The 23,551-nt window shown below is 65.6% G+C and carries 26 protein-coding genes; 12 read left to right on the forward strand and 14 right to left on the reverse strand.

What is annotated here, in order from left to right:
• The first annotated feature begins 25 nt into the window (after positions 1-25).
• Genes SSO01S_RS04205 through SSO01S_RS04215 form a run of 3 tightly spaced genes read left to right on the forward strand, consistent with a single transcriptional unit; the run spans position 26 to position 3,312 of the window.
• Complete coding sequence (locus SSO01S_RS04205) at positions 26-1,012, forward strand: SPFH domain-containing protein (RefSeq protein ID WP_066795629.1); 987 nt, start codon at positions 26-28, stop codon at positions 1,010-1,012.
• Positions 1,013-1,027: 15 nt separating this feature from the next.
• Positions 1,028-1,471, forward strand: a complete 444-nt coding sequence (locus SSO01S_RS04210; RefSeq protein WP_245646571.1) for an NfeD family protein — start codon at positions 1,028-1,030, stop codon at positions 1,469-1,471.
• A gap of 20 nt (positions 1,472-1,491) precedes the next feature.
• Positions 1,492-3,312: a DUF885 domain-containing protein gene (locus SSO01S_RS04215; RefSeq protein ID WP_066795635.1), complete on the forward strand. Its 1,821-nt coding sequence runs from the start codon at positions 1,492-1,494 to the stop codon at positions 3,310-3,312.
• A 35-nt stretch (positions 3,313-3,347) separates the two neighbouring features.
• On the opposite strand, the gene SSO01S_RS04220 is transcribed toward SSO01S_RS04215, so the two are convergent.
• From SSO01S_RS04220 to SSO01S_RS04235, 4 genes are all read right to left on the reverse strand, one after another.
• Entirely contained in the window at positions 3,348-3,698 is a 351-nt protein-coding gene (locus tag SSO01S_RS04220; RefSeq protein WP_066795639.1) for a hypothetical protein, read from the reverse strand.
• Positions 3,699-3,786: 88 nt separating this feature from the next.
• Positions 3,787-4,089: an antitoxin Xre/MbcA/ParS toxin-binding domain-containing protein gene (locus SSO01S_RS04225; protein WP_066795643.1), complete on the reverse strand. Its 303-nt coding sequence runs from the start codon at positions 4,087-4,089 to the stop codon at positions 3,787-3,789.
• An 84-nt stretch (positions 4,090-4,173) separates the two neighbouring features.
• The gene (locus SSO01S_RS04230) at positions 4,174-4,647 is read right to left on the reverse strand and encodes a hypothetical protein (RefSeq protein ID WP_066795646.1); all 474 of its coding nucleotides are present in this window, start codon (positions 4,645-4,647) and stop codon (positions 4,174-4,176) included.
• A gap of 41 nt (positions 4,648-4,688) precedes the next feature.
• Entirely contained in the window at positions 4,689-6,338 is a 1,650-nt protein-coding gene (locus SSO01S_RS04235; protein ID WP_066795649.1) for a phosphoenolpyruvate carboxykinase, read from the reverse strand.
• 149 nt (positions 6,339-6,487) lie between these two features.
• Between SSO01S_RS04235 and SSO01S_RS04240 the strand changes: the two genes are divergently transcribed.
• The 7 genes from SSO01S_RS04240 (at position 6,488) to SSO01S_RS04270 (ending at position 12,140) form a co-directional block, all read left to right on the forward strand.
• Complete coding sequence (locus SSO01S_RS04240) at positions 6,488-7,195, forward strand: response regulator transcription factor (RefSeq protein WP_066795651.1); 708 nt, start codon at positions 6,488-6,490, stop codon at positions 7,193-7,195.
• Positions 7,164-8,744 carry a stimulus-sensing domain-containing protein gene (locus tag SSO01S_RS04245; RefSeq protein WP_066795653.1) on the forward strand — a complete coding sequence of 527 codons (1,581 nt, stop codon included), beginning with the start codon at positions 7,164-7,166 and terminating at the stop codon, positions 8,742-8,744. Before SSO01S_RS04240 ends, SSO01S_RS04245 begins: the two co-directional genes overlap by 32 nt.
• A gap of 112 nt (positions 8,745-8,856) precedes the next feature.
• Positions 8,857-9,777, forward strand: a complete 921-nt coding sequence (rapZ, locus tag SSO01S_RS04250) for an RNase adapter RapZ (protein WP_066795654.1) — start codon at positions 8,857-8,859, stop codon at positions 9,775-9,777.
• Between the two features lie 16 nt (positions 9,778-9,793).
• Entirely contained in the window at positions 9,794-10,201 is a 408-nt protein-coding gene (locus SSO01S_RS04255; protein ID WP_066795656.1) for a PTS sugar transporter subunit IIA, read from the forward strand.
• Positions 10,198-10,470, forward strand: coding sequence for an HPr family phosphocarrier protein (locus SSO01S_RS04260; protein ID WP_066795659.1), 273 nt, complete (start codon positions 10,198-10,200; stop codon positions 10,468-10,470). The genes SSO01S_RS04255 and SSO01S_RS04260 overlap by 4 nt, the downstream gene beginning before the upstream one ends.
• Before the next feature lie 47 nt (positions 10,471-10,517).
• Positions 10,518-11,318 (forward strand): TrmH family RNA methyltransferase, encoded by an 801-nt coding sequence (locus SSO01S_RS04265; protein ID WP_066795662.1) that lies wholly within the window; start codon positions 10,518-10,520, stop codon positions 11,316-11,318.
• A gap of 120 nt (positions 11,319-11,438) precedes the next feature.
• Positions 11,439-12,140 (forward strand): META domain-containing protein, encoded by a 702-nt coding sequence (locus SSO01S_RS04270; RefSeq protein WP_083942836.1) that lies wholly within the window; start codon positions 11,439-11,441, stop codon positions 12,138-12,140.
• Between the two features lie 39 nt (positions 12,141-12,179).
• Here SSO01S_RS04270 and SSO01S_RS04275 read toward each other — a convergent pair whose 3' ends face one another.
• The 4 genes from SSO01S_RS04275 to recR form a co-directional block, all read right to left on the reverse strand.
• Entirely contained in the window at positions 12,180-12,869 is a 690-nt protein-coding gene (locus SSO01S_RS04275; protein ID WP_066795668.1) for a tetratricopeptide repeat protein, read from the reverse strand.
• A gap of 35 nt (positions 12,870-12,904) precedes the next feature.
• Positions 12,905-14,188 carry a DNA recombination protein RmuC gene (locus tag SSO01S_RS04280; RefSeq protein ID WP_066795670.1) on the reverse strand — a complete coding sequence of 428 codons (1,284 nt, stop codon included), beginning with the start codon at positions 14,186-14,188 and terminating at the stop codon, positions 12,905-12,907.
• A gap of 207 nt (positions 14,189-14,395) precedes the next feature.
• Entirely contained in the window at positions 14,396-14,923 is a 528-nt protein-coding gene (def, locus tag SSO01S_RS04285; protein ID WP_066795672.1) for a peptide deformylase, read from the reverse strand.
• A 65-nt stretch (positions 14,924-14,988) separates the two neighbouring features.
• Positions 14,989-15,585, reverse strand: a complete 597-nt coding sequence (recR, locus tag SSO01S_RS04290; RefSeq protein WP_066796290.1) for a recombination mediator RecR — start codon at positions 15,583-15,585, stop codon at positions 14,989-14,991.
• 170 nt (positions 15,586-15,755) lie between these two features.
• On the opposite strand from recR, the gene fmt reads away from it, so the two are divergent.
• Together fmt and truA are read left to right on the forward strand one after the other, a co-directional pair.
• Positions 15,756-16,649: a methionyl-tRNA formyltransferase gene (gene fmt, locus SSO01S_RS04295; protein WP_066795675.1), complete on the forward strand. Its 894-nt coding sequence runs from the start codon at positions 15,756-15,758 to the stop codon at positions 16,647-16,649.
• Positions 16,646-17,386 (forward strand): tRNA pseudouridine(38-40) synthase TruA, encoded by a 741-nt coding sequence (gene truA, locus SSO01S_RS04300; protein ID WP_066795677.1) that lies wholly within the window; start codon positions 16,646-16,648, stop codon positions 17,384-17,386. Before fmt ends, truA begins: the two co-directional genes overlap by 4 nt.
• Here truA and SSO01S_RS04305 read toward each other — a convergent pair.
• The 6 genes from SSO01S_RS04305 to SSO01S_RS04330 are packed head-to-tail and all read right to left on the reverse strand — an operon-like array spanning position 17,383 to position 23,532.
• Positions 17,383-18,579 carry a class I SAM-dependent RNA methyltransferase gene (locus tag SSO01S_RS04305; RefSeq protein ID WP_066795680.1) on the reverse strand — a complete coding sequence of 399 codons (1,197 nt, stop codon included), beginning with the start codon at positions 18,577-18,579 and terminating at the stop codon, positions 17,383-17,385. The two genes, truA and SSO01S_RS04305, sit on opposite strands and share 4 nt — an antisense overlap.
• The gene (locus SSO01S_RS04310; RefSeq protein ID WP_083942837.1) at positions 18,570-19,958 is read right to left on the reverse strand and encodes an NAD(P)H-hydrate dehydratase; all 1,389 of its coding nucleotides are present in this window, start codon (positions 19,956-19,958) and stop codon (positions 18,570-18,572) included. The genes SSO01S_RS04305 and SSO01S_RS04310 overlap by 10 nt, the downstream gene beginning before the upstream one ends.
• The gene (locus SSO01S_RS04315) at positions 19,955-20,359 is read right to left on the reverse strand and encodes a hypothetical protein (RefSeq protein WP_066795683.1); all 405 of its coding nucleotides are present in this window, start codon (positions 20,357-20,359) and stop codon (positions 19,955-19,957) included. Before SSO01S_RS04315 ends, SSO01S_RS04310 begins: the two co-directional genes overlap by 4 nt.
• Entirely contained in the window at positions 20,340-22,061 is a 1,722-nt protein-coding gene (ilvD, locus tag SSO01S_RS04320; RefSeq protein WP_066796297.1) for a dihydroxy-acid dehydratase, read from the reverse strand. The genes SSO01S_RS04315 and ilvD overlap by 20 nt, the downstream gene beginning before the upstream one ends.
• Positions 22,062-22,072: 11 nt before the next feature.
• Positions 22,073-22,798 carry an N-formylglutamate amidohydrolase gene (locus SSO01S_RS04325; RefSeq protein WP_066795686.1) on the reverse strand — a complete coding sequence of 242 codons (726 nt, stop codon included), beginning with the start codon at positions 22,796-22,798 and terminating at the stop codon, positions 22,073-22,075.
• On the reverse strand, positions 22,795-23,532 hold the full coding sequence (locus SSO01S_RS04330; protein ID WP_066795688.1) for an enoyl-CoA hydratase/isomerase family protein: 738 nt from the start codon (positions 23,530-23,532) through the stop codon (positions 22,795-22,797). Before SSO01S_RS04330 ends, SSO01S_RS04325 begins: the two co-directional genes overlap by 4 nt.
• Positions 23,533-23,551 lie beyond the last annotated feature (19 nt).

Below are 23,551 nucleotides of genomic sequence, written 5' to 3' on the forward strand. Positions count from 1 at the left end.
GCGAAGTTTGCGAGGGGAGTCGGGAATGGAAGCGCTTAATGTTTTCCTGCTGGTCGCCGTGGCCGTGGTGTTGCTCTATCTCTTCTCGAGCGTGAAGATCGTCACACAGGGCTATCAATACACCATCGAATATTTCGGACGCTTCACTGCGGTCGCGTCTCCCGGCCTCAATTTCTACCCTGCATTTTTCTATCGCGTCGGCCGCAAGGTGAACATGATGGAGCAGGTGATCGACATTCCCGGGCAGGAAATCATCACCAAGGACAATGCGATGATCTCCACCGATGGCGTGGTTTTCTTCCAGGTCCTCGACGCCGCCAAGGCCGCCTATGAGGTGAGCGACCTCTATGTCGCCCTGCTCCAGCTTACGACGACGAACCTGCGCACCGTGATGGGTTCGATGGACCTCGACGAGACGCTGTCGAAGCGCGACGAGATCAACGCGCGGCTACTCTCGGTGGTCGATCATGCGACGACGCCGTGGGGCGTCAAGATCACCCGCGTCGAGATCAAGGACATCCGCCCGCCCGCCGATATCGTCAACGCAATGGGCCGCCAGATGAAGGCCGAGCGCGAGAAGCGCGCCAACATCCTGGAGGCCGAAGGCACCCGCGCTTCGGAGATCCTGCGCGCCGAGGGGCAGAAGCAGTCGAAGATCCTAGAGGCCGAAGGCCGCCGCGAGGCCGCATTCCGCGACGCCGAAGCACGCGAGCGCGCCGCGGAGGCCGAAGCGACCGCGACGCGCGTCGTCTCCGATGCGATCGAGACCGGCAGCGCGCAGGCGATCAACTATTTCATCGCGCAGAAATATGTGGAGGCGGTCGGCAAGTTCGCGACCTCGCCCAACGCCAAGACGATTCTCTTCCCGGTCGAGGCGACGCAGCTCATGGGCACGCTGGGCGGCATCGGCGAACTGGCCAAGGAAGCGATCGGCGGCTCGCCGGGCGGCGCTCCGAAGCCCGCCGCCCCGCCGCGCGCGCGCCCCGCGCCGTTCACGCCTTCGGGGAGCTGAGCCATGGACTGGGAAATGATCACGGGTTCCCCGGGCCTTGCATGGCTGATCCTCGCGGCGCTGCTCGCGCTGACCGAGCTGATGGTGCCGGGCATTTTCCTGGTCTTCGTCGCCGCAGGTGCGGGGGTGACCGGGCTGGTCACCCTGCTCTTTCCGCATTTTCCGCTGCTTCTTCAGGTGGCGTTGTTCGCCGCGGGATCGTCGGCGGCGGTGGCGCTGGGGCGGCAATGGTATCTCCGCAATCCGGGGCCGAGCCCCGATCCGCTGCTCAACGATCGCGTCGCACGGCTGATCGGTCAGGTCGTGACCGTCGCGGAGCCGATCGAGGCCGGATGCGGAAAGGTGCGTGTGGGTGATGGCGAATGGCTGGCGCGCGGGCCCGATGCGCCTGCCGGCGCGCATGTGCGCATCACCGGCGCCGAGGGGAATTCGCTGACGGTCGAACCCGTCATCGCCTGACGTCATTGCAAGGAGTAACCATGCTTACCACCCGCCGTGAGCTATTGCTCGGCACCGGCGCCAGCCTTGTGCTGGGCGCATTCCCCGCCGCCGCGCGCACGTTTCAAACGGACGCCGATACCCAGGCAAGCGCGACGCTGACGAACATCGCCGAGGCGTTGCTCAAGCTCTATCCCCAAAAGGCGACGTCGCTGGGCATCGACAAGGACGCACGCGCCACGCTGAAGCATCAGCTTACCGACCGATCGGTGAACGGCCAGGCCGCGATCGCCGCGCACCTGCGCCAGTCGATCGCCGCGCTGGACAAGCTGGACGCCAACGCCCTGAGCCCGATCATGCGCACCAATGTGGATGTGGTGCTGGCAGCCTATGGCAACGCGCTCACCGGGTTCGGCTTTGGCTATGGCGACGTCGCCGTAGGGGATTGGCGCAACGCGCCCTATGTGGTGGCGCAGAATGTGGGCGCGTTTCTCGATATCCCGCGCTTCCTCGACGCCGAGCATCAGGTGAAGACCGCACAGGATGCCGAGGCGTATCTCGACCGGCTGGAGAGCTATGCCGAGCAACTGGATGGCGAGACCGAGCGGCTGAAGATCGCAGCGTCAAAGGGCGTGATCGCCCCGGATTTTCTGCTCGATAAGTGCCTCACGCAGATCCGGCAGGTCCGGGAGGGCAATCCCGCCGGATGGGGCGTGGTCACGTCGATCGCCAATCGCAGCGTGGGGATGCAGGGCGATTTCGGCCAGCGCGCCTGGCTGCTCGCCAAGGACAAGCTGGCGCCCGCGCTCGACCGGCAGATCAAGGAGCTGGAGAAGCACCGCAAGCGCGCGACCGGCGATCCGGGCGTGTGGAAGTTCAAGGATGGCGAGGCCTATTATGCCTGGGCGCTGAGCGCGGGCACGACCACGACGATGACCCCCGACGAGGTCCACAAAATGGGCCTGGAGCAGGTGGCCGAGATCCAGAGCGAGATGGATGCCATCCTGAAGAAGGAAGGCTATTCGAAAGGTACCGTGGGCGAGCGGATGGTGGCGCTGGCGAAGGATCCGCGCTTCGCCTTCCCCGAAGGCGATGCGGGCCGCGCGGAGATCATGAAGTTCCTGAACGATCGCGTCTCCGACATTCGCGGCCGGATGCCGCAGGCGTTTCACACTTTGGTGCCCGGCAATGTCGAGGTGCGGCGCATGCCTCCTGAGGAAGAGCCGGGCGCGCCGGGCGCTTACGGCGATGCGGGCTCGATCGACGGCACGATCCCCGGCAAATTCTGGATCAACCTGCACACGACCAGCCTGCACAGCCGGTTCAGCCTGCCCGACCTGACCTATCACGAGGCGATTCCCGGCCATGCCTGGCAGGGCGAATATACCCACAAGCTGCCGCTTATCCGCGCCCTGCTCGCGTTCAACGCCTATTCGGAAGGCTGGGCGCTCTACGCGGAACAGCTCGCCGACGAACTGGGCGTCTATGCCGATAACCCCGCCGAAAAGCTCGGCTATCTCCAGTCGCTGAGTTTCCGCGCCTGCCGGCTCGTGGTCGATACCGGGCTGCATGCAAAGCGCTGGGGCCGCGAGCAGGCCGTACAATGGTTCATCACGGCGAACGGGTCGAACGAGCTAGAGGTCCGCAGCGAGGTCGATCGCTATTGCTCCTGGCCGGGCCAGGCCTGCGGCTACAAGATCGGGCATAACGAGATCAACCGCCTGCGCGACCGGGCAAAGGCGGCGCTGGGCGACCGCTACGATTTCCGCGCGTTCAACGATGCGGTGGTCCTGGGCGGCAATGTGCCGATGACGGTGCTGGGGCACGTGATCGACCGGCATATCGCGGAGCGGAAGGTCTGAGGGCGCTCCCCGCTGAAGGGGACCGCCCTCCTCGATCACTTCTTTCCGAAGATCCCGCCGACCATGCCGGTAATGTCGTTGAGCGGATTGCCGTCGCCATCCTTGTCGAGCGCGCCGAGCAGTCCGCCTGCGGCACCACCCTGCAGCATGCTGGCGAATTTGCCGAGCGAGCCTTCGCCGCCAATGTGGCCGATGATCTCCTGAAGCTTGTCGACAGGCAGCCCGGTCGACGCGGCAGCGCCCTCAGCCGTGTCGCCCTGCATCGGGTGATATTTGGCGAGCGCCTTCACCGCCGACTCGACATGCTCTGGCGACAGGCCGACCTTGGCCGCGAGATTGGCAATGTCCACGTTTTGCGTGACTTGACCCAGAATACCGTCGAGCATGCTCCTCGAAACGCCTCCTGCTAAACCATAGCGGGATCGAGACTAGCACCAGCGGGGCCGCAGCACAGCAGAAACTGCTCGCTATCCCCTACCCCGCAGCACGAGCAGCGAGCGCCTGCTCGACCGCGGCAAGGCCGGCGTCGCTTTCCACGGCCAGATCGATCGGGCGACCGCCTAGGGAATCGTCATGCGTATTGAGGAAAGCGATCATCGCATCGCGCCCCTTTAGGGCCAGGAATGCGCTCGTCGCGACTCTGCCCTGGCGCGTCGCGGCCTCGGGCGAAAGGCGGACGGTGTCGAACCTTTTGCGGAAACGTTTGAACTGCGGCTTGGCATCGCTGGCGGGCGGTTCGGCGGCGGAGCCCTGATCGGCGGGCGTTGCGTCGCTCATATGGCATCCCGTGTTCGTAAGCGGGAGCACAACGTCTCTCAGCCGCCGACGCCTACATGCGGTATGCCGGTCAGTGCCCCCAATCTAGGAAGCCCTGGGCGGAATTGCCACACCGGCGGGAAACGGAGCGCGATCGGGGACGACGAAGCCGCGCCGTGCGGCCACCGAGAAGAGAAGCTCGCGGCTGTAGAACCGCAGCGGCCAATCGCGGTGCCCCATGGGCGATCCAAGCAGCGCGTTTACGCGCGCGAGCAGCGCCCTCTCCTGCGTTTCGGCGAGGAACAACCGCACGCCGACAACGAACGCGAGGGTGATGGTGTCGTGATATCCCTGCATATCGTCGTTCACGCCACCGACGCTTTCGTTGAAGCGCGCGATGATCCGGGCGATCTGCGCGTCCACGTCCACATCGGGCCGCTCGGTCAGCAGATAGAGCGTGGCGGCCAGATGCCCCTCGTGCGTCCAGTCGGCGCGCACCAGCGTGCAGGCGAGCAGCCCTTCGCCGAGACGGACGATCTCGGCGTGGCTTCCAAATAGGCGCGGGGAATATTCGGTCATCGATCGGGCTTTCATTCGGGCCCGATCTATGACCGGGATATTCAGGCGGTAGCCTTGCTCTTCGGTGCGGCGTCGCGGACGCCTTCATCGACATGGTCGATGAATTGGGCAAAGTTCTCGACGAATTGGTGGACCAGTTTCTCCGCCGTCGCGTCGTAATCAGCCGGGTTCGCCCAGGCCGCACGCGGATCGAGCATGTTCGGATCGATATCGCCCACGGCAACGGGCACCATGAAGCCGAAATTCGGATCCTTGCGGAACTCCGCATCGTTCAGGCTGCCGTCGAGCGCCGCGTTGAGCAGCGCGCGGGTCACGCGGATCGGCATCCGCTTGATGCCCGGATCGGTGGCGAGACCGCCCGACCAGCCGGTGTTGACCAGCCAGCAATTGACCCCGCCCTTCGCAATCCGCTCCTTGAGCAGATTGCCATAGACAGAGGGATGGCGCGGCATGAACGGCGCGCCGAAGCAGGTCGAGAAGGTCGCCGAAGGCTCGGTCACGCCGATCTCGGTGCCCGCGACGCGTGCGGTATAGCCCGAGAGGAAGTGATACATCGCCTGATCGGGCGTCAGCTTGGCGATCGGTGGGAGCACGCCATACGCGTCCGCCGTCAGGAAGATGATGTTCTTCGGCACCGGACCCATATTCTTTTCCGACGCATTCGGAATGAAATCTATGGGATAGGAACCGCGGCTGTTCTCGGCGAGGCTATTGTCGTCGAAATCGAGTTCGCGGGTCTCGGGGTCCATCACCACATTCTCAAGCACCGTGCCGAAGCGCCGGGTGGTGGCGAAGATCTCCGGCTCGGCCTCGGCCGAGAGGTTGATCATCTTGGCGTAGCAGCCGCCTTCAAAGTTGAAGACTGCGGTGTCCGACCAGCCATGCTCGTCATCGCCGATCAGCGTACGGCTGGCGTCGGCCGAAAGCGTGGTCTTGCCGGTGCCGCTGAGGCCGAAGAACACAGCCGTATCGCCGTTCGGGCCGATATTGGCCGAACAGTGCATCGGCATGATGCCGTCCACGGGCAGCAGATAATTGAGTAGGCCGAAGACGCTCTTCTTCATCTCGCCGGCATAGGCCGTGCCGCCGATCAGGATCAGCTTCTCGGTGAAGTTGACCGCGATCACGGTTTCGCTGCGCGAGCCATGGCGCGCGGGATCGGCGCGGAAGCTGGGCAGGTCGATGATCGTATATTCGGGGATGAACCCCGGCAGTTCGTGCGCCTCAGGGCGAACGAGCAGCGTCTTGATGAACAGCGAGTGCCAGGCAAGCTCGTTGATCACGCGGACCTTCACGCGGTGCTCCGGCTGCGAACCGCCATACAGGTCCTGCACGAACAGGTCGTCGCGCTTGCCGACTTCGGCAAGGACATCCGCCTTGAGTGCGGCGAAATGCTCCGGTGTCATGCCGCGATTGGTGTCGCCCCACCACACAGTATCTTCGGTGGTGGCGTCGCGGACGATGAACTTGTCCTTTGCGCTGCGTCCGGTGTGCTTGCCGGTGGCTACGACCAGCGCGCCGTGTTTCGAGAGCTGGCCCTCGCCGGCGCGCACTGCCGCCTCGACCAGTTGGCCCGTTCCCAGGTTCCAGTGAATTTCTGCGCCCGTGGCGATGCCCTGGGCATCAAGGCCATGGCTTGGCGTCCGCTCGTTCAAAACATTCCCTCCCAAAGCGCCTGGTGGCGCATCCATCTTGCTTGGCGCATACGAGGCGGGCCAAAGCGGGGTCAATGGAGGTAAACGTTGTCGGAACCCATGGTAATCGGTGTCATTTGCGCAAAGGGGTCCAAACCGTGGTTTACGCCATTGGTGATGCACGCGCACAGCGTTATGATCGCCGGATGACAGCGACTATCGCGCTGGTCGATGACGACCGGAACATCCTCACTTCGGTATCCATTGCGCTTCAGACCGAAGGCTTCCTAACCCGCGTCTATTCGGACGGCGAAAGCGCCTTGAAGGCGCTGATCGAGAACCCGCCGGATCTGGCGGTGCTCGATATCAAGATGCCGAAGATGGACGGGCTGGAGCTGCTGCGGCGGCTGCGGGAGAAGAGCGCGATTCCGGTGATCTTCCTGACGAGCAAGGATGATGAGCTCGACGAGGCGCTCGGCCTCGCAATGGGCGCGGACGATTATATCGCAAAGCCGTTCAGCCAGCGCCTGCTGATCGCCCGTATCCGCGCGATCCTGCGCCGCACCGAAGCGACGTCGCCCAGCGCAGAGGGCGGCGAAGAGGCACCGCAGGAGATATTGGAGCGCGGCCGCCTGGTAATGGATCCCGCCCGCCACCGCGTGAACTGGTCCGGCAACAATGTGACGCTGACCGTCACCGAGTTCCTGATCCTCGAGACGCTGGCGCAGCGCCCGGGCATCGTGAAGACCCGCAACCAGCTGATGGATGCCGCCTATCAGGACGACATCTATGTCGATGATCGTACCATCGACAGCCACATCAAGCGCGTCCGCCGCAAATTCCGGCAGGTCGATCCGGAATTCGATGCTATCGAGACGCTGTATGGCGCAGGATACCGCTTCTCAGACGAGTGACGATCAGGCCCTCGGTCTGAAATGGTCGAACCGCGTCAGCCTGACGCCACGGATTCTGGCGGTCAACATCTTCGCGCTGGCGCTGCTGGGCGGGGGCTTTTCCTATCTCGATTCCTACCGGAGCCGGATGGTCGATAGCCGGGTCGAGCAGGCCAGCCGCGAAGCGCGCCTGATCGCCCAGGCGCTGGCGTCCACCAACAAGGACGAGAAGCGCCGGGACCTGCTGGTGCTCAGCCTGGCCCGCGACACGGGCACCCGCATCCGGCTGTTCACCGAAGAGGGCAAGATGCTTGCCGACAGCCGCGAACTGGGCCTGCGCAACGTGACTCTGCGCGATCCGGACAAGGACCCTTGGGGACTGGAATTTGCGCGCTTTCTCGATGCCGTGATCGACACGGTGGCGGGGGCATCGCGAGCGCCGGCCTATCGGGAAAGATCGCGCGACGCCGGGCTGGACTGGCCCGACGTGCGCACCGCGCAATCGGTTCACGGGTCAGCCGCCACCGTATGGCGCGCGCCGGACCGAACGCCGGTGATCACCGCCGCCGCCCCTATTACCGGGCTGGGCGTGGTGATGACCACGGTCAATGCGCGCGACATCACGCAGACCGTGCGCTCGGAACGATACCGGCTGGGTATCGTCCTGCTGATCGTTTCGCTATCCTCGATATTCCTGTCCCTCTTCCTCGCCCGCACGATCGTGCGCCCCCTGCGCCTGCTCGCGCGTGCCGCGATCCGGGTGCGCCTTGGTCGCGCGCGCGAAGTCGTGGTCCCTCGCCTTCCCGATCGCAGCGACGAAATCGGGCTGCTCGCCCGCGCCCTCTCCGACATGACCCAGGCATTGCGCGCGCGGATCGACGCGACCGAGAGCTTTGCGGCCGATGTTACGCACGAATTGAAGAATCCGCTCGCTTCGCTCCGTTCGGCGGTGGAAAGCCTGACGACCGTCAAGAAGCGCGAACACCGCGATCAGTTGCTCGAGATCGTCCGCGACGACGTGCACCGGCTCGATCGCCTGATCACCGATATATCCGAAGCCTCCCGCCTCGACGCGCAGCTAAGCCGCGCGACGTTCGAACCCGTGGATATCGGCGCGCTGATCCAGGCGTTGCTCGACGGCCGCGAGGCACGCGGGCTGCCCGCCGGCATCCGCATAGCCTTCGATCGGCGGAGTAAAGGGTCGCTCACCGTGCTGGGCGAAGGCGGTCGGCTGGAGCGCGTGTTCGAAAACCTGATCGAGAACGCGATCTCCTTCTCTCCGGAAAACGGAACCATCGCGATCTCTGCGCAAAGCGACGGCGACACGCTGGTCGTCCGCGTGGATGACGAAGGCCCCGGCGTGCCTGAAAGCTCACGCGAGAACATCTTCCGCCGCTTTCACTCCGTCCGCCCCGAAAGCGAGGCATTCGGCCAGCACTCCGGCCTGGGTCTTGCCATCGCGCGCACCATCGTCGAAGCGCATCAGGGCAGCATTGCCGTGGAACCGCGGGAGGGTCGATTGAGCGGCGCGCGCTTCGTGGTACGGCTTCCCAAGGGGCCTCGCGGCTGATGGCGGCGCTTTCTTATCCGGCCCCGGAGGCGGCGCGCATGGAATCACCGTTGCTATCCGCAAATGATCAGGCCGCGCCTATCCAGGCAGAGCCGTGGCTGAGGAAGGGAAAATGAGTAGGCGTCCCAAGCAAATCCTGTTGGTCACCGGTATGTCGGGCGCCGGCAAATCCACCGTGCTGCGCACGCTTGAGGATCTTGGCTGGGAGATCGTCGACAACCTCCCCCTCCTCCTCCTGAACCGCCTGCTGGATACCGCGCCCGCCGAAGGCAGCGACAGCGATGACGAGCGGCCGCTTGCGCTGGGGATCGGCAGCCAGACGCGCGGTTTCGATGCCGAGAGCATCGTGCAGCGCATCAAGCGCCTGCGCGAGGATCATGAGCATAATCTGGGAGCACTCTTCCTCGAATGCGCCGGTTCCGAGCTCGAACGGCGCTATTCGGAAACGCGCCGCCGCCATCCTCTCGCCCAGGACCGGCCGGCGATCGACGGGATCATGCGCGAGCGCGAGCTGCTTGCCCCGCTCAAGCAATGGTCCAACCGGCTGATCGACACGACCGACTTGAGCGCCAACGAACTGGCGCAGGAGATCCGCTCGACCTTTTCGGGCGAAGGTCTGGGCCAGACCACCCTGTCGGTCCTGTCATTCGGCTTCTCACGCGGACTCCCTCGCAACGCCGATCTCGTGCTCGACATGCGCTTCCTCAAAAATCCGCACTGGGTCGATAATCTTCGTCCCGGAACCGGACAGGACGCGGATGTCGCCGCCTATATCGCCAGCGATCCGGCCTATGCCGCGGCGATAACGCAGATCGAGTCCCTGCTCCTCCTGCTCCTCCCCCGCTATCAGGCGGAAGGCAAAGCCTATGTGACGATAGCATTTGGCTGTACCGGAGGCCGGCATCGCTCTGTGCATGTCGCTGAGCGGATCGCGGCGCGGTTGCGCCACGAAGGATTTTCGCCCACGGTAACCCACCGCGACCTGCGGACCGCGCCGCAGGACTCGCTGGAGGGGGCGCCGCTGGTGGCATGAGTATGGCGGAGTTGGAATGATTGGTCTTGTACTCGTGACGCACGGACGACTCGCGGAGGAGTTCGTTGTCGCGATGGAGCATGTCGTCGGCAAGCAGGAGCGGATCGCACCGATCTGCATCGGCCCCGAGGACGATATGGAGAGCCGCCGCGCAGACATCGCCGCCGCCATCGCCCAGGTCGATGAAGGCCAGGGCGTGATCGTGCTGAGCGATCTGTTTGGCGGGACGCCATCGAACCTCGCCATCTCGCTGATGGACGCCGGCCGGATCGAAGTGATCGCGGGCATCAACCTGCCGATGCTGATTCGGCTGGGCAGCGCGCGCAAGACGATGAAGGTGACCGAGGCCGTTGCCGCCGCGCGCGATGCGGGGCGCAAATATATCACCGTGGCATCCGAAGTCCTCGGGGAGGCCGCTGCGTGAGCCGCTGCCAGCGGTCGGTCCTCATCGAGAACAAGCGCGGGCTGCATGCCCGGGCCAGCATGGCGTTCGTCACGCTGGCGACGAGCCATCCGGTGGAGCTGACGGTGGAGAAGGACGGCAATGCCGCTTCTGGCACGTCGATCCTCGATCTGATGATGTTGGGCGCCGCGCGCGGCGACACGATCACGATCAGCGCCGAGGGCGCGGGTGCCGAGGAAGCCGTAATGGCGCTGGTCGAGCTGGTCGAGAACCGCTTCGGCGAAGAGTGACCCTCGCACGGGCTGTGCATACGCCAATTATTCGCTAGGGGCCGCTGATGCCGCGCGAAATCACTGCCTTTTCCAACCCGCTGATCAAGCGGATGCGCACACTCCGCGACAAGAAGCATCGCCGCGACGAAGGGCTTTTCCTCGCCGAAGGGCTCCGCATCCTGACCGAAGCGCGCGAAGCCGCGCGGCTGCCCCAATATCTGTTCTACACCAAGGAAAGCGCGAACCACCCCCTGGTGCTCGCGCTGATCGACGCGGTGGAGGGCAAGACCGGCTGGGCGGTAGAGACCAATGCCGACATCCTCTCCAAGCTTTCGGGCAAGGACAATCCCGGAGCGGTCGTGGGCGTATTCGCCGAATTCGAGTCGAAGTTGGAGGATCTCGATCGCACGCGCTCTCCCATCTGGCTGGTTGCTGAGCGGCTGCGCGATCCGGGCAATCTGGGGACGATCCTGCGCACTGCGGACGCCGTCGGCGCAGGCGGGCTGATCCTTGTCGACGAATGCGTCGATCCCTTCTCGGTAGAGGCCGTGCGCGCCAGCATGGGGGCGCTGTTCACGGTGCCGGTGGCGCGCGCGCCCTGGGCCGAATTCGCCACATGGCTGCGCAAGGGCCCGGGGCAGTTGGTCGGCCTTAGCCTCGATACCGATCTGGATTACCAGGCGGCGCGATATGCAGCCCCCACCTTCCTGCTGACCGGCAACGAGGCGCAGGGGATGCCCGATTTCATGGCCAGGGCATGCGACCTGACCGTGAAGATCCCCATGCTGGGCAAGGCCGACTCGCTCAACGCCGCAGTGGCGACCGCCGTGATGGCCTATGAGGTCCTCAACCAGCAGCGCGCCTGACGCTTTCTCGTCGCGATCCCCTTTTCCGGGGACTCCATTTTCCTGAACGGCTGCGAAACAATATGGCCACCGTGCGTTCAGCGGCGGTGACCGATTGGGATCGTCCAAGGAGATTTCGCGATGAGAATGCTGATTGCCGCCGCCCTGCTGCTGGGATCGAGCGCGACGCCCGTGCTCGCGCAGGAGAGCTATAAGGCGAGCGGAACAGAGCCCTTCTGGTCCGCGACGATCGACGCCCGAACGATCACGCTGAAGCAGGCGGGCATGCCGGACGTCACCGTGCCAAAGCCGCGCCCGATCATCGGCATCAACGGCGAACGCTATGAAACGCCCCGCCTGAGCATGGATATCACCCATGTGAAGTGCAGCGACGGGATGAGCGATCGCACCTATCGCGACACGGTGGTGATCTCGCAGGGCCGGCGCACGCTACGCGGTTGCGGCGGTGATTTCACGGTTATCCCAAAGCCCGGCCCCGCAGCGTCGATCCTTGAAGGTGACTGGCGGATCGAGGCGATTAGCGGCCGTCGCGTAGCGCGCGGCACCTCGCCCGATATCAGCTTTCGCGGCGGCCGGGTGAGCGGCGACGCCAGTTGCAATCGCTTCAACGGCAGCTTCGATTTCACGCGCGGAAGGCTCAAGACCGGGCCGCTGGCCTCGACGCGCCGGATGTGCGCCGATCGCGCGCAGAATAATCAGGAGTTCGCGGTGCTGCGCATCCTCGAACAGCCGCTCAGCGTAACGAGCAATCGCGGCGGCAAGCTGGTGCTCACCGCCCGCGACGGCAGGACGCTGACCCTGGTACGCAGCGCGCGGCGCTAAACCTGCGAAGGCCAGTTGAGTTTGGGAGGCCAGGCGGGCTCAGCCCGGCTTGGCCTTCGCCTTCGCCTTGCGAACATATTCCAGTTCGTCGAGAATCTTCTGGTCGCCGGGTGCTACCTCGAGCGCCTTTTTGAGTGATGCCTCCGCATCGTCTAGGCGGCCGAGCTCGACATAATCATATCCGATACCAAACCAGGCGCGCCGCAGCTCGAATTTCCGGTCTCCCTCGTCGGCGATCGACGCGGCCGCCTTCGCCGCGCTTTCATAGGCAGCCAGCGATAGGTCGAATTGCTTCAGCGACTGATGGATATAGCCCAGCTCGGAAAGAAATTGCGGGTTATCGGGCATCAGCGCGGCGGCGCGCGCGGCAGGCGCAACAGCTTCCTGGAGCCGATTCATCTCGACCAGCACATAGCCCTTTGCCCAGAGCCCGTAGCACCATGCGTTTGCGATCAGCGTGACGTCGCCCTGCCGCTTGCCTGCGGCCGCCTCGTCATTGGTGCAGCGGACCTTTCCCTTCGCCGCCGGAAACAGCTTCTCATATTCGAGCAGCACCGGATCAAGGATCGCCAGCGCCTCCGCTGGCTTCTTCTCACGAATCAAACCGAGCGCTTCGGCCACCTTGCCGGTAAGGGCGACTTCCCTATCCTGCGCCGCTGCGGGTTGCGCCTGCGCTACGCACGGTGCCGATACCATGCCCGCCAGAGCCAGCGCCAGGGCATATCGCATTCGTCCTCCCCCCAATAAGGAAAAGCCAGTCTACCCTATTCCGCTGCCTGCTCAATCGTCCCGATCGGGGGCGTTGCAGGCAGCTTGGTGAGCGGGCGAATCGCCGTTTCGACCATCGGCAGCGGCTCGATCTCCTTCGCCCCGCTCGACACCTCCAGCGCCTCGAAGCGCTTCGCCTGGGTCATCACCTGGCTCTCCAGGCTGCCGACCATCGAGTTGTAAGCGCTGCTGGCCTGTTCCAGATTCTTGCCGACGCGGGCGATATGGGCGCCCATGGTGGCAAGGCGCGAATGGAGTTCCTTGCCCAGCCGGGCGATCTCGGCGGCTTCCTCAGCCAGCTTTTCCTGCCGCCAGACGCTGGCGACGGTGCGCGCGATCGCGACGAGATTGGTGGGGGTGGCAAGCAGCACGCGGCGCTCGAACGCCCACTCCCACAGGCCGTCATCCTGCTCAAGCGCGGCGGTCAGGAAATGCTCACCCGGGATATAAAGGATCACGTAATCGGCAGCGTCGCCGAACTGCGCCCAGTAATTCTTTGAACCGAGCTGCTCGGCATGGCGGCGGATCGCGGCGGCGTGGAGCTGGAGGTGGCTGGTGCGCGTCGCTTCGTCATGCGCCTCGCTCGCATCAAGGAACGCGTTGAGCGAGCATTTGGCGTCAATGATCAGCTTCTTGCCGCCGGGCAAGCGGACGATCACGTCGGGCCGCAGCCGCCCGTCCTCGGTGCTTACCGAAACTTCCATCTGGAAATCGGCGTGCTGGGAAAGCCCGGCCTGCTCCAACACGTTGCGCAGGCTCTGCTCGCCCCAGCGGCCGCGCGCCTTGGGGCTGGCGCGCAGCGCGTTGACCAGCTTGGCGGTCTCGTCGCGCACCTGCGTATGGCCGGCATGGAGAAGCTGCACCGCCTCGCGCAGCGCCTGATAGCTGCCCACCCGCTCCTTCTCTACGCTGGAAAGCCCTTCCTCATAGCGCCTGAGCGTGTCCTGCACCGGCTGGAGCAGCGCCTTCAGCTTCGCCTCATTGCTTTCCCCCGCCTGGGCAAAACGCTGATCGGCGCGTTCGAGAAAGTTCTTCTGCGTCTCGCCAAGGATGCGCCCGGCCAGTTCGGCAAAGCGCGATTCAAGGCCGGTCGTCTCCGCCTTGAGCGTGGCAAGTTCGATCTGCGCGCGAGCGAGTTCGGCGGCCGACGCCTTGAAATCCGCCTCGCGCGCATCACGCTCGGCCCGCATCTGCGCCGCCGGACGTCCCCCGGCGAACATGCCGATTCCCAACCCGATGACGAGCGCCGCGACGATCAGGGCGAGTGAGAGCAAATCCAATTCGGCCTCCTGGAACAGAAAGCGAACTTATAGAGGGAGCGGTCGGCTAGCAAGCTACTTCCGTAACACCCTTCACCCGTCACCCCAGCGAACGCTGGGGTCTCAAGCGATCGGCACGGCACCGCTTGCGGCACGAGATCCCAGCTTTCGCTGGGATGACAATGATGTTTCGCTGGGATGACGATCATGCGGTGGCGGGGACGACCGCTACGCCGCCGCCTTGCGCGCCTTGGCCAGCTTCTTGAGCAGCATGTCGCGCTTCAGCTTCGAGAGGTGATCGATGAACACGATCCCTTCCAGATGGTCCATCTCGTGCTGGATGCAGGTGGCGAGCAGGCCCTCGAACACCTCGTCATGCGCGACGCCCTCTTCATCGAGCCATTTCACGCGGCAGCGCGCGGGGCGCTCGACATCGGCGAACTGCTCGGGAACCGAGAGGCAGCCTTCGGTATAGACCGACTGTTCCTCGGCAGGATCAAGGATTTCGGGATTGATGAAGACGCGCGGCTCGCGGATCGGTTTGCCCTCCTCATCTTCCTTCTCCTGCAAGTCCATGACGACCACGCGCTTGGGCACGCCCACCTGGATCGCGGCGAGGCCGATGCCGGGCGCGTCATACATCGTGTCGAACATATCATCGATCAGCGCGCGCAGTTCGTCATCGACAGTCTCCACAGGGGTGGAGATCAGGCGGAGACGCGGGTCCGGAACTTCGACAATCGGTAGAATGGCCATGGCGACGATTTAGTTTCTAACGCCCGCCCCTGCAAGGACCGCCTGCCCCCGCAAGAACCCGGAGCCTAGGCCACCGGACGCCGCGCGCGAAGCGCCTGCGCCAGCGTGCCTTCGTCGAGATAATCGAGCTCGCCGCCCACGGGCAGGCCATGGGCCAACTGGGTGACGCGCACCGGATAACTCTCGATCCGCTCGGCGACATAGTGTGCGGTGGTCTGGCCCTCCAGCGTAGCGTTCATCGCCAGCACGACCTCGTCCACGCCCCCCCCGGCGATCCGCGCGACCAGGCTGTCGATGCGCAGATCTTCCGGGCGAACCCCTTCCAGCGCCGACAGGCGACCGCCCAGGACGTGGAACCTGCCCGGAAACAGCCGCGACCGATCCAGCGCCCAGAGATCGGCGACTTCCTCAACCACGCAGAGCGAGCGCGCTTCGCGGCGCGGGTCAGCGCAGATCGAGCACGGGCTCACAGTATCGACATTGCCGCAGATGCCGCAGGTGCTGAGCTTGCGGCTCACCGATTCCAGCGCGGCGAGCAACGGATCGAGCGCGGTTTCGCGCTTCTTGAGCAGATGGAGCACCGCGCGCCGCGCCGAACGCGGCCCCAATCCGGGCAGCCGCGACAGGGCCTGGGTAAGCGCTTCGATCTCATGCGATGCCATGCGAAGGAGATAGGAGAGTTGCTTCGCAAACTCCACCATCAAGCCGCCTCGCCCGGAATTCACATCCCAACCCGTCATCCCGGCGAAAGCCGGGATCTCATGCGGCCAATCCCCATCCCGCCTCAGATCCCCGCTTTCGCCCCGATGACGATTGTGCGTAAAGCCACGCCATGCGTGTGATCTTCATGGGAACGCCCGAATTTGCCGTACCGGTGCTCGAAGCGCTGGTGGATGCCGGGCATGATGTCCTGGCGGCGTATAGCCAGCCGCCCCGCCGCGGGAACCGCGGCAAGACCGCGCCTTCGCCCGTGCATGCGCGAGCGCTGGAATTGGGCATCGAGGTCCGCACTCCGGTTACGCTGCGCGAACCCGAGGCGCAGGCGGCCTTTGCGGCGCTGAACGCCGACGTCGCAGTGGTCGCTGCCTATGGCCTTATCCTCCCGCGGCCGATCCTGGATGCGCCCCGGCTGGGCTGCCTCAACGTCCATGGCTCGCTCCTCCCGCGCTGGCGCGGCGCCGCGCCGATCCAGCGCGCCATCCTCGCGGGCGATGCAGAGACGGGCGTCGGGATCATGCAGATGGAGGCCGGGCTCGATACCGGGCCGGTGCTCCTCGAAGGACGCACCCCGATAGCCGCCAAGACGGTGGGCGAACTCACCTATGAGCTTAGCCGCATGGGCGCGCGGCTGATGGTGCAGGTGCTGGCCGATATCGACAATTATTGGCCGGTGCCGCAGCCCGAAGACGGCATCACCTATGCCGCGAAGATCACCAAGGAAGAGATGCGGCTCCGCTTCCGCCTTCCCGCCATTGACGTGGATCGCCACGTCCGTGCCTTTCACCCCGCCGCCTATTTCGAACATGCCGGCGAGCGCGTCCGGGTGCTGGCGGTCGAACTGGTCGAAGGATCGGGCGCGCCGAGCCTGGTGCTCGACGATCGCCTGACCATCGCCTGCATGGAAGGGGCTGTTCGTCCCACCATGGTCCAGCGCGCCGGACGTGGCGTCATGACTGCGGAAGAACTGCTGCGCGGCTTCCCCATCCCCCGGGGCACCCAGCTTTGACGCGTTTCGCGCTCACCATCGAGTTTGACGGCCGCCCGTTCATGGGCTGGCAGCGGCAGGATCATGGGCCGAGCGTCCAGCAGGCGATCGAGGATGCCGCTTTCTCGATCACCGGTGAACGGGTCGCATGCCACGGCGCGGGCCGCACCGATGCTGGTGTGCATGCGTCGGGCATGCGCGCGCATATCGATGTGGCGCGCCCGATCACGCCCTTCCGCCTCATGGAAGCGCTCAACGCGCGTCTGCGGCCCGATCCGGTGGCGATCCTCGATTGCGTCGAGGTGCCCGAAGATTGGCATGCGCGTTTCTCCTGCGTCGCGCGGCACTACGAATATCGCATCATCCAGCGCCGGGCGCCGCTCACCTGGGAGAAGGGGCTGGCATGGCGCATCCCCGCCCCACTCGATGCCGGCGCCATGGCCAAGGGCGCGGCGCGGCTGGTGGGTCGGCACGATTTCACCACCTTCCGCTCGGCGCATTGCCAGGCCGACAGCCCCTTGCGCACGCTCGATCGCCTTGAGGTAGTGCAGAGCGGCGAGCGGATAAGCGTGTTCGCCTCGGCACGCTCGTTCCTCCACCATCAGGTCCGCTCGATGGTCGGCTGCCTGGCCCTGGTGGGGCAGGGAAAATGGACTCCCGACGACATGACGGAGGCGCTTGAGGCGCGTGATCGCACCCGGCTGGGGCTCAATGCGCCTTCGGACGGCCTCTTCTTCCTGCGCGCGGACTATCCCTAGCGACTGAACTTCGCCGCCAGCTCCACATGCGTGGACCAGCGGAATTGGCCGACCGGCTGGATCCAGTCGAGCTTGTAGCCACTCTCACACAAAATCTCAGCATCGCGTGCGAACGTTCCGGGATTGCACGATACGTACGCGACGATCGGCGCGCGCGATGCCGCGATCTCCGCCGCTTGCTCCCTCGCTCCCGCGCGGGGTGGATCGATGACGACCGCTCCGAAATTGCCAAGATCCGCGCTCGATACAGGGCGACGAAAGAGATCGCGGTGATCGGCGAACACCGCCCTTCCCGCCTGCGCCGCCGCCGATTTGAGCATCATGATCGGATCGCGCGCGGCCTCCGCCGCGTAGACCCGCGCTGCGGGAAAGCCAAAGGTGAAGGTGCCCAGCCCCGCGAACAGGTCCGCGATCGTGCCCGCATCCGCCACGATCTCTCGCACTGTCGAAACCAGCGCCGCCTCGCCCTCCGGCGTCGCCTGGAGGAAATTGCCCGCGGGGAACGGGACGGCAACCCCGCCCAGCGTGACGGTCACCGGCTCGGGCTCCCAGCGCGCCGTGGGCCCAAAGCCCTCATCGATCGAGAGGCGCGCCAGCATGTGGCGGCTGGCAAAGGCCGTGATCGCCTCGGCAGCGGCAAGCCCTTCGGCATCCAACCCGTCGATCAGCACGTCGCGGCCCTGATCGGTCTGCACCAGATGCACGTTGATACGGCGCGTATTGGGAATCAAAGCCGCGAGCAGCCCGCGTAGCGGCGCGACCAGCGCAAACAGATCGGGCGCGAGCACATGACATTCGGCGAGATCGACGATCTGGTGGCTGCCCTGCCCGGTAAAGCCCAGATGCACCTGCCGCCCCCGCCGCTCGGCATGGAGCGTTGCGCGCCGGCGCGTTCTGGGCGGCGAAAGCGATGGCGCGCGGATCTCGGTTTCCAGCTTGTGCGCCGCAAGCGCCCCCGCGATGCGGTCGACCAGATATTGGCCCCAGCTTTCATCGTCGAGGTGCTGGAGCTGGCAACCGCCGCATTCGGGAAAGTGGCGGCATGGCGCCGTCTGATAATGCGGCCCCCGGGTGATCGCTCCTTCCGGGCTCACCCAATCGCCCGGCGCGGTAAAGGCCATATGGCGGCCGTCGCCGGTCACGCCCTCTCCCCGCCCGGCGACACGCACGATGATATTGTCGTTCACAGACATTCGGAAAGCGCCTGGGGTATATGGCCGATCAACTGGTCGGCGATGAAGGCGGGACCCGCCAGTTGCGCAGCGCGGGCATGGAGCCAAGCTGCGGCGGAGGCGGAATGGGTCTGGTTCGCCGCCACCTGCGCGCCGAGCAGCCCCGCCAATACGTCCCCGGTGCCCGCCGTGGAGAGCCAGCGCGAGCCGCCGGGTGCCGCCTGCACCTCGCCCTTGTGCGAAGCGATCACCGTATCCGCCCCCTTGTGGAGGATGGTGCAGCGCGCCGCTTCCGCCGCCGCAAGCGTCGCGTCGATCTTGCTGCCGTCCATCGCGAACATGCGGGCAAACTCGCCCGAATGCGGCGTGAGCCAGCTCGCGGCGGTCCGGCGCTGCAACCAGGCTGCGGCAGAGCCGCCGAGCAGGCTAAGCGCATCGCCATCGAGGATCAGCGGCCGTTGAGACGCCAGCGCCGCCTTGAGCAATGCTTCGGCGCGTCGATCTCGGCCCAGGCCCGGGCCGATCACTACCGCGCCGATACGATCGTCGGCGACCAGATCACCCAGTTCGTCGCCGCTGTGAACCGCGCGATGCACCAGCGCATCGGTGTGGCGCGGCGCATCGGGTCCGGCGAGAATGACATAGCCGGCCCCGCCAGCCATCGCGGCGCGCGCGGCCAGGCGCGCCGCGCCGGGCATCACGCCTTCCACCACCACGACCATTCCGCGGCTATATTTGTGGTCCAGCGCCCCCGGATCCTTCAGAACCGGGCGCGCCAGGCTATGCCACTGGCTCTTCACCGCAATCCCGATATCGGCGAGCAGGATATGGCCGCTGCATTCGAGGCCACGGCCCACCACGTGTGCAGGCTTCAACGCGCCCAGCGCGACCGTGGCGTCCATCCGGCGCGCGCCCAGATCCTCGCCGGTATCGGTTTCGAGTCCAGACGGCAGATCGATCGCGAGGCGGAACTCGGCGGCCGCTGCCAGCTCGGCGAACACAGCCGCAACTCCGCGCTCCAGCGGGCGCGTCATGCCCGTGCCGAACAGGCCATCGACCAGCACAGGGCGGGGACGCGCTTCGTAGAGCGACGACACCGGGCCGCCCCACGCCTCCAGCATTGCGCGCGCCGCCTCGGTCTGCGGCTGGCCACAGGTGGCGACGGTGACGTCATGGCCCCGCGCCTTGAGCAAACGGGCTGCCGCATAAGCATCGCCGCCATTATTGCCGGGCCCGGCGAACACCAGGATCGGACGGCCGAGCGCGAAGCGCGCCGCTTCCCGCGCCACGGCCGCTCCGGCGCGCTCCATCACCTCCAGCTGCGTCGCGAAGCGGAACGCCTCCTGTTCGGCGGCGCGCATCTGCGCTGTGGTTACGATCGGGGCGCCCGGGGGAATCACTTGGGCTTAGTGGATTGCCGGACGGTCGCGGGCAAGCGGTAGCGTGCGCCGCCGATCGCCACTTCGATCAGATCGGGGGCGAGCGTGGTCACAACGGTCTGCTCCGCGCCATCCGCCGCAATCACGCCGCGTCCGTCCCTGGTCACCAGCAGTCGGCGAAACCCGCCATCGGGGTGACGTAGCGTCAGGAACAGCCCGTCCTGCGACTGCACCATATCGATGGCGCAGGAATACGCGAAGGTGTCGGCACCCGGCGGGGCGCATTCGATCCGGCCAGCGGCGTTCTTCACCGCTTCCTTGTGCGCTTCCTTCTGCGCCTCCGCTACCTTGTTGGGTATCTCGACTTCACACGCGGTGAGAAGAAATGCCGCAAAGACGCTCTTATATATCCGCGTAGACATGGCGTTCGGCGCTGGCTCCCGGGTGCGTCACCGCGCCCTTATAGGCCGGGCCGACGGTACGGGAATAGCGCCAGAGCGCGCCGGACTGGTAATCGTTCACGCGCGGCTGCCAACGCGCGCGGCGCTCGGCCAGAATGTCATCCGCCACGTGCAGGTCGATCGTGCCCGCCTCCGCATCGATGCGGATGAGGTCGCCATTCTCCACCAGCGCGATCGGTCCGCCATCTGCCGCTTCGGGGCCGACATGGCCGATGCAGAATCCGCGCGTCGCGCCCGAGAAGCGGCCATCGGTGATGAGCGCCACGCTCTCGCCCATGCCCTGCCCGTAAAGCGCGGCGGTGGTGGACAGCATCTCGCGCATGCCGGGGCCGCCCTTCGGCCCTTCATAGCGGATCACGATGACGTCGCCTTCGCGGATCGTCCGCGCCTCGACTGCCGCGAAGCAATCCTCCTCGCAATCAAACACGCGTGCCGGGCCTTCAAAGACGAGATTGTGGAGCCCCGCCACCTTCACGATCGCGCCATCGGGCGCCAGCGTGCCCCGCAGGCCCACCACGCCGCCCGTGGGGGTGATCGGCGTGCGGGCGTCGTAGATCACCTTCTGATCGGGGTTCCACGTCACCTGGTCGATATTCTCGCCCAGCGTCTTGCCGGTGACCGTCATGCATTCGCCGTGCAGCAGCCCTTCCGCCAGCAGCGACTTCATCAGCATATAGACGCCGCCCGCGTCATACATGTCGCGCGCCACATATTGCCCGCCGGGTTGGAGATCCGCGCAATAAGGCGTCGTCTTGAATATCTCGGCGACGTCGAACAGATCGAAATCGATCCCCGCCTCGCTCGCCATCGCGGGCAGGTGAAGCCCGCCATTGGTCGAGCCGCCGGTGGCCGCGACGATGCGCGCGGCATTTTCGAATGCTTCGCGGGTGCAGATGCCGCGCGGGCGGATATTCCGCTCCAGCAATTCCATCACCTGCGCGCCGGCCGCCACCGCGATTTGTTCACGCGTGGTGTAAGGTGCCGGAACCATATTGCTGTTCGGCAAGGATAAACCGATCGCCTCACCCACGCATGCCATGGTGTTTGCGGTATATTGACCGCCGCACGCGCCGTGCCCGGGGCACGCAACGCGTTCAAGCTCATGGACCTCGGAAAGCGGGCAGGCACCGGCGGCATAGCGCCCGACCACCTCGAACACGTCCTTGACGGTCACGTCCTTGTCATGAAACCGGCCGGGAAGGATCGATCCGCCATAGACGAAGATGCTCGGAATATTGAGACGAAGCATCGCCATCATCATGCCGGGCAGCGATTTGTCGCACCCCGCAAAGCCGACCAGCGCGTCATAGCAATGCCCGCGCACGCTGAGCTCGACCGAGTCCGCGATGACCTCACGGCTCACCAGCGAGGATTTCATCCCCTGGTGCCCCATTGCGATGCCGTCGGTCACGGTGATCGTATTGAAGCGCCGCGGCATTCCGCCGCCCTGCTCGACGCCCCGGCGCGCCGCATCGGCCTGCGCATCGAGCGTGGTGTTGCACGGCGCGCTGTCATTGCCCGCAGAGGCGAGCGCGACGAACGGCCGCGCGATCTCTTCTTCGGTCAGGCCCATCGCGTAATAATAGCTGCGATGCGGCGCGCGTTCGGGGCCCACGGAAACGTGGCGGCTGGGGAGCTTGGACTTGTCGAATCGTTGGGTCATGGCGCGCAAGCCTATGTCGCGATAGAGGCCTTTCGCGCAAGACTATTGCGCAAAGAATTTGTCAGGTCCGCCAAAGTCTGGGTCCATTCCACCACCCCCGCCGCATCGCGGATCAGGTCGTTGCGCACTTCGATGGCGATCGAGGGGATGCCCTGCCCCTCCGCATGCCGGTTGAGCGTCGCGTTGAGCAGCCGGCCCGAATAGGGCTCGTTGTCGCCCGTCACCAATCCCTGCGCGCGGAAATAGTCGATGGCTGGATGCGCGGCGCGGCTGTCGCGGTTGTAGAGCACGCCCACCTCCCACGGCCGATCCGTTCCGCCATGCTCCAGCCGGGGCGTGAAGCTGTGGATGGACAGGATCAGGCTGGGCCGTTGCGCACGGATGCGATCGCGGATCACGCGGTGATAGGGCGCATGGAAGCGCCGGATACGCCCCTCCCGGTCCACCTGCTCGTTGCCCGGGATCAGATGCCCGTCGCTGCGATGCGGGATCAGGCCGATATGATCGGGCTCACGGTGAAGATCGATCACAAGCCGAGAGAAGGTGGCGAGGATCGCCGGCGCATCGATCGCGGCGGCCAGGCTGCGGGTCAGCGGACCCGCCCCGATATCCACCGCGATGTGCAGGTCGAGCAGAGCAGGATGCACGCGCAGATCCACGCCCTCCGGCACCGCGTTCGATGCGTGATCGCACAGCAGCAGCACGTCGCCCGCGCCGCCGGGGATGATCTCGGTCATTTGAACTCCGGCCTCCGGCGCTCGCGAAACGCCTTGTACCCCTCGGCGAATTCGGGCCCGCCAAACGCTTCGTCGAATTGCACGTCGAGCGCGCGCTGCGAGGGATCGGAAATCGTCCGCTTGAGCAGCCGCATCGCCTGGGGCGCATTGGCTGCGATGCGATCGGCAAAGGCACGGGCTAGCGGTGCGGGATCTTCCCAACGCAGCTCCACCAGCCCCATCGCCAGCGCATCGCCTGCGTCGATGATCTCTCCGGTGAACAGCATCCGCGCGGCATTGCCCTTGCCCACCTGTGCGATCAGCCGCGCCACATCCTCGCGCGGATAGCCGATGCCCAGCTTTGCCGGCGTCGAGGCGAATTGCGCGCCGTCGCCCGCCACGCGCAAGTCCGCCGCGAGGATCAGCGCCACGGCCGCGCCGAAGCAGCCGCCATCGATCACTGCGATCACCGGCATGGGCAGCGCCGCCACCGCTTCGATGCCAGCGCGCATCGCCTCGCGAAAGCGCGTGGCGTCTTCTGTGGTGGTGAAGCTGGCAAACTCGCCAATGTCCGCGCCTGCCGAAAAGATCACGGGCACATCGGATTGAAGCAGCACGCAGCGCGCGTCGCTCTCGCCGATCGTCCGCGCGGCATCGGCCAGCGCGTGCCATCCGGCTATCGGCAGCGCGTTGCGCGCTTCGGGGCGGGAAAGCGTGATGGTGGCGATGGTGCCGTCGCGGTCCACTTGGATCATGGCGAAGGCATTTGGGCCG

It is taken from the genome of Sphingomonas soli NBRC 100801, from assembly GCF_001591025.1.
Lineage (GTDB): Bacteria > Pseudomonadota > Alphaproteobacteria > Sphingomonadales > Sphingomonadaceae > Sphingomonas > Sphingomonas soli.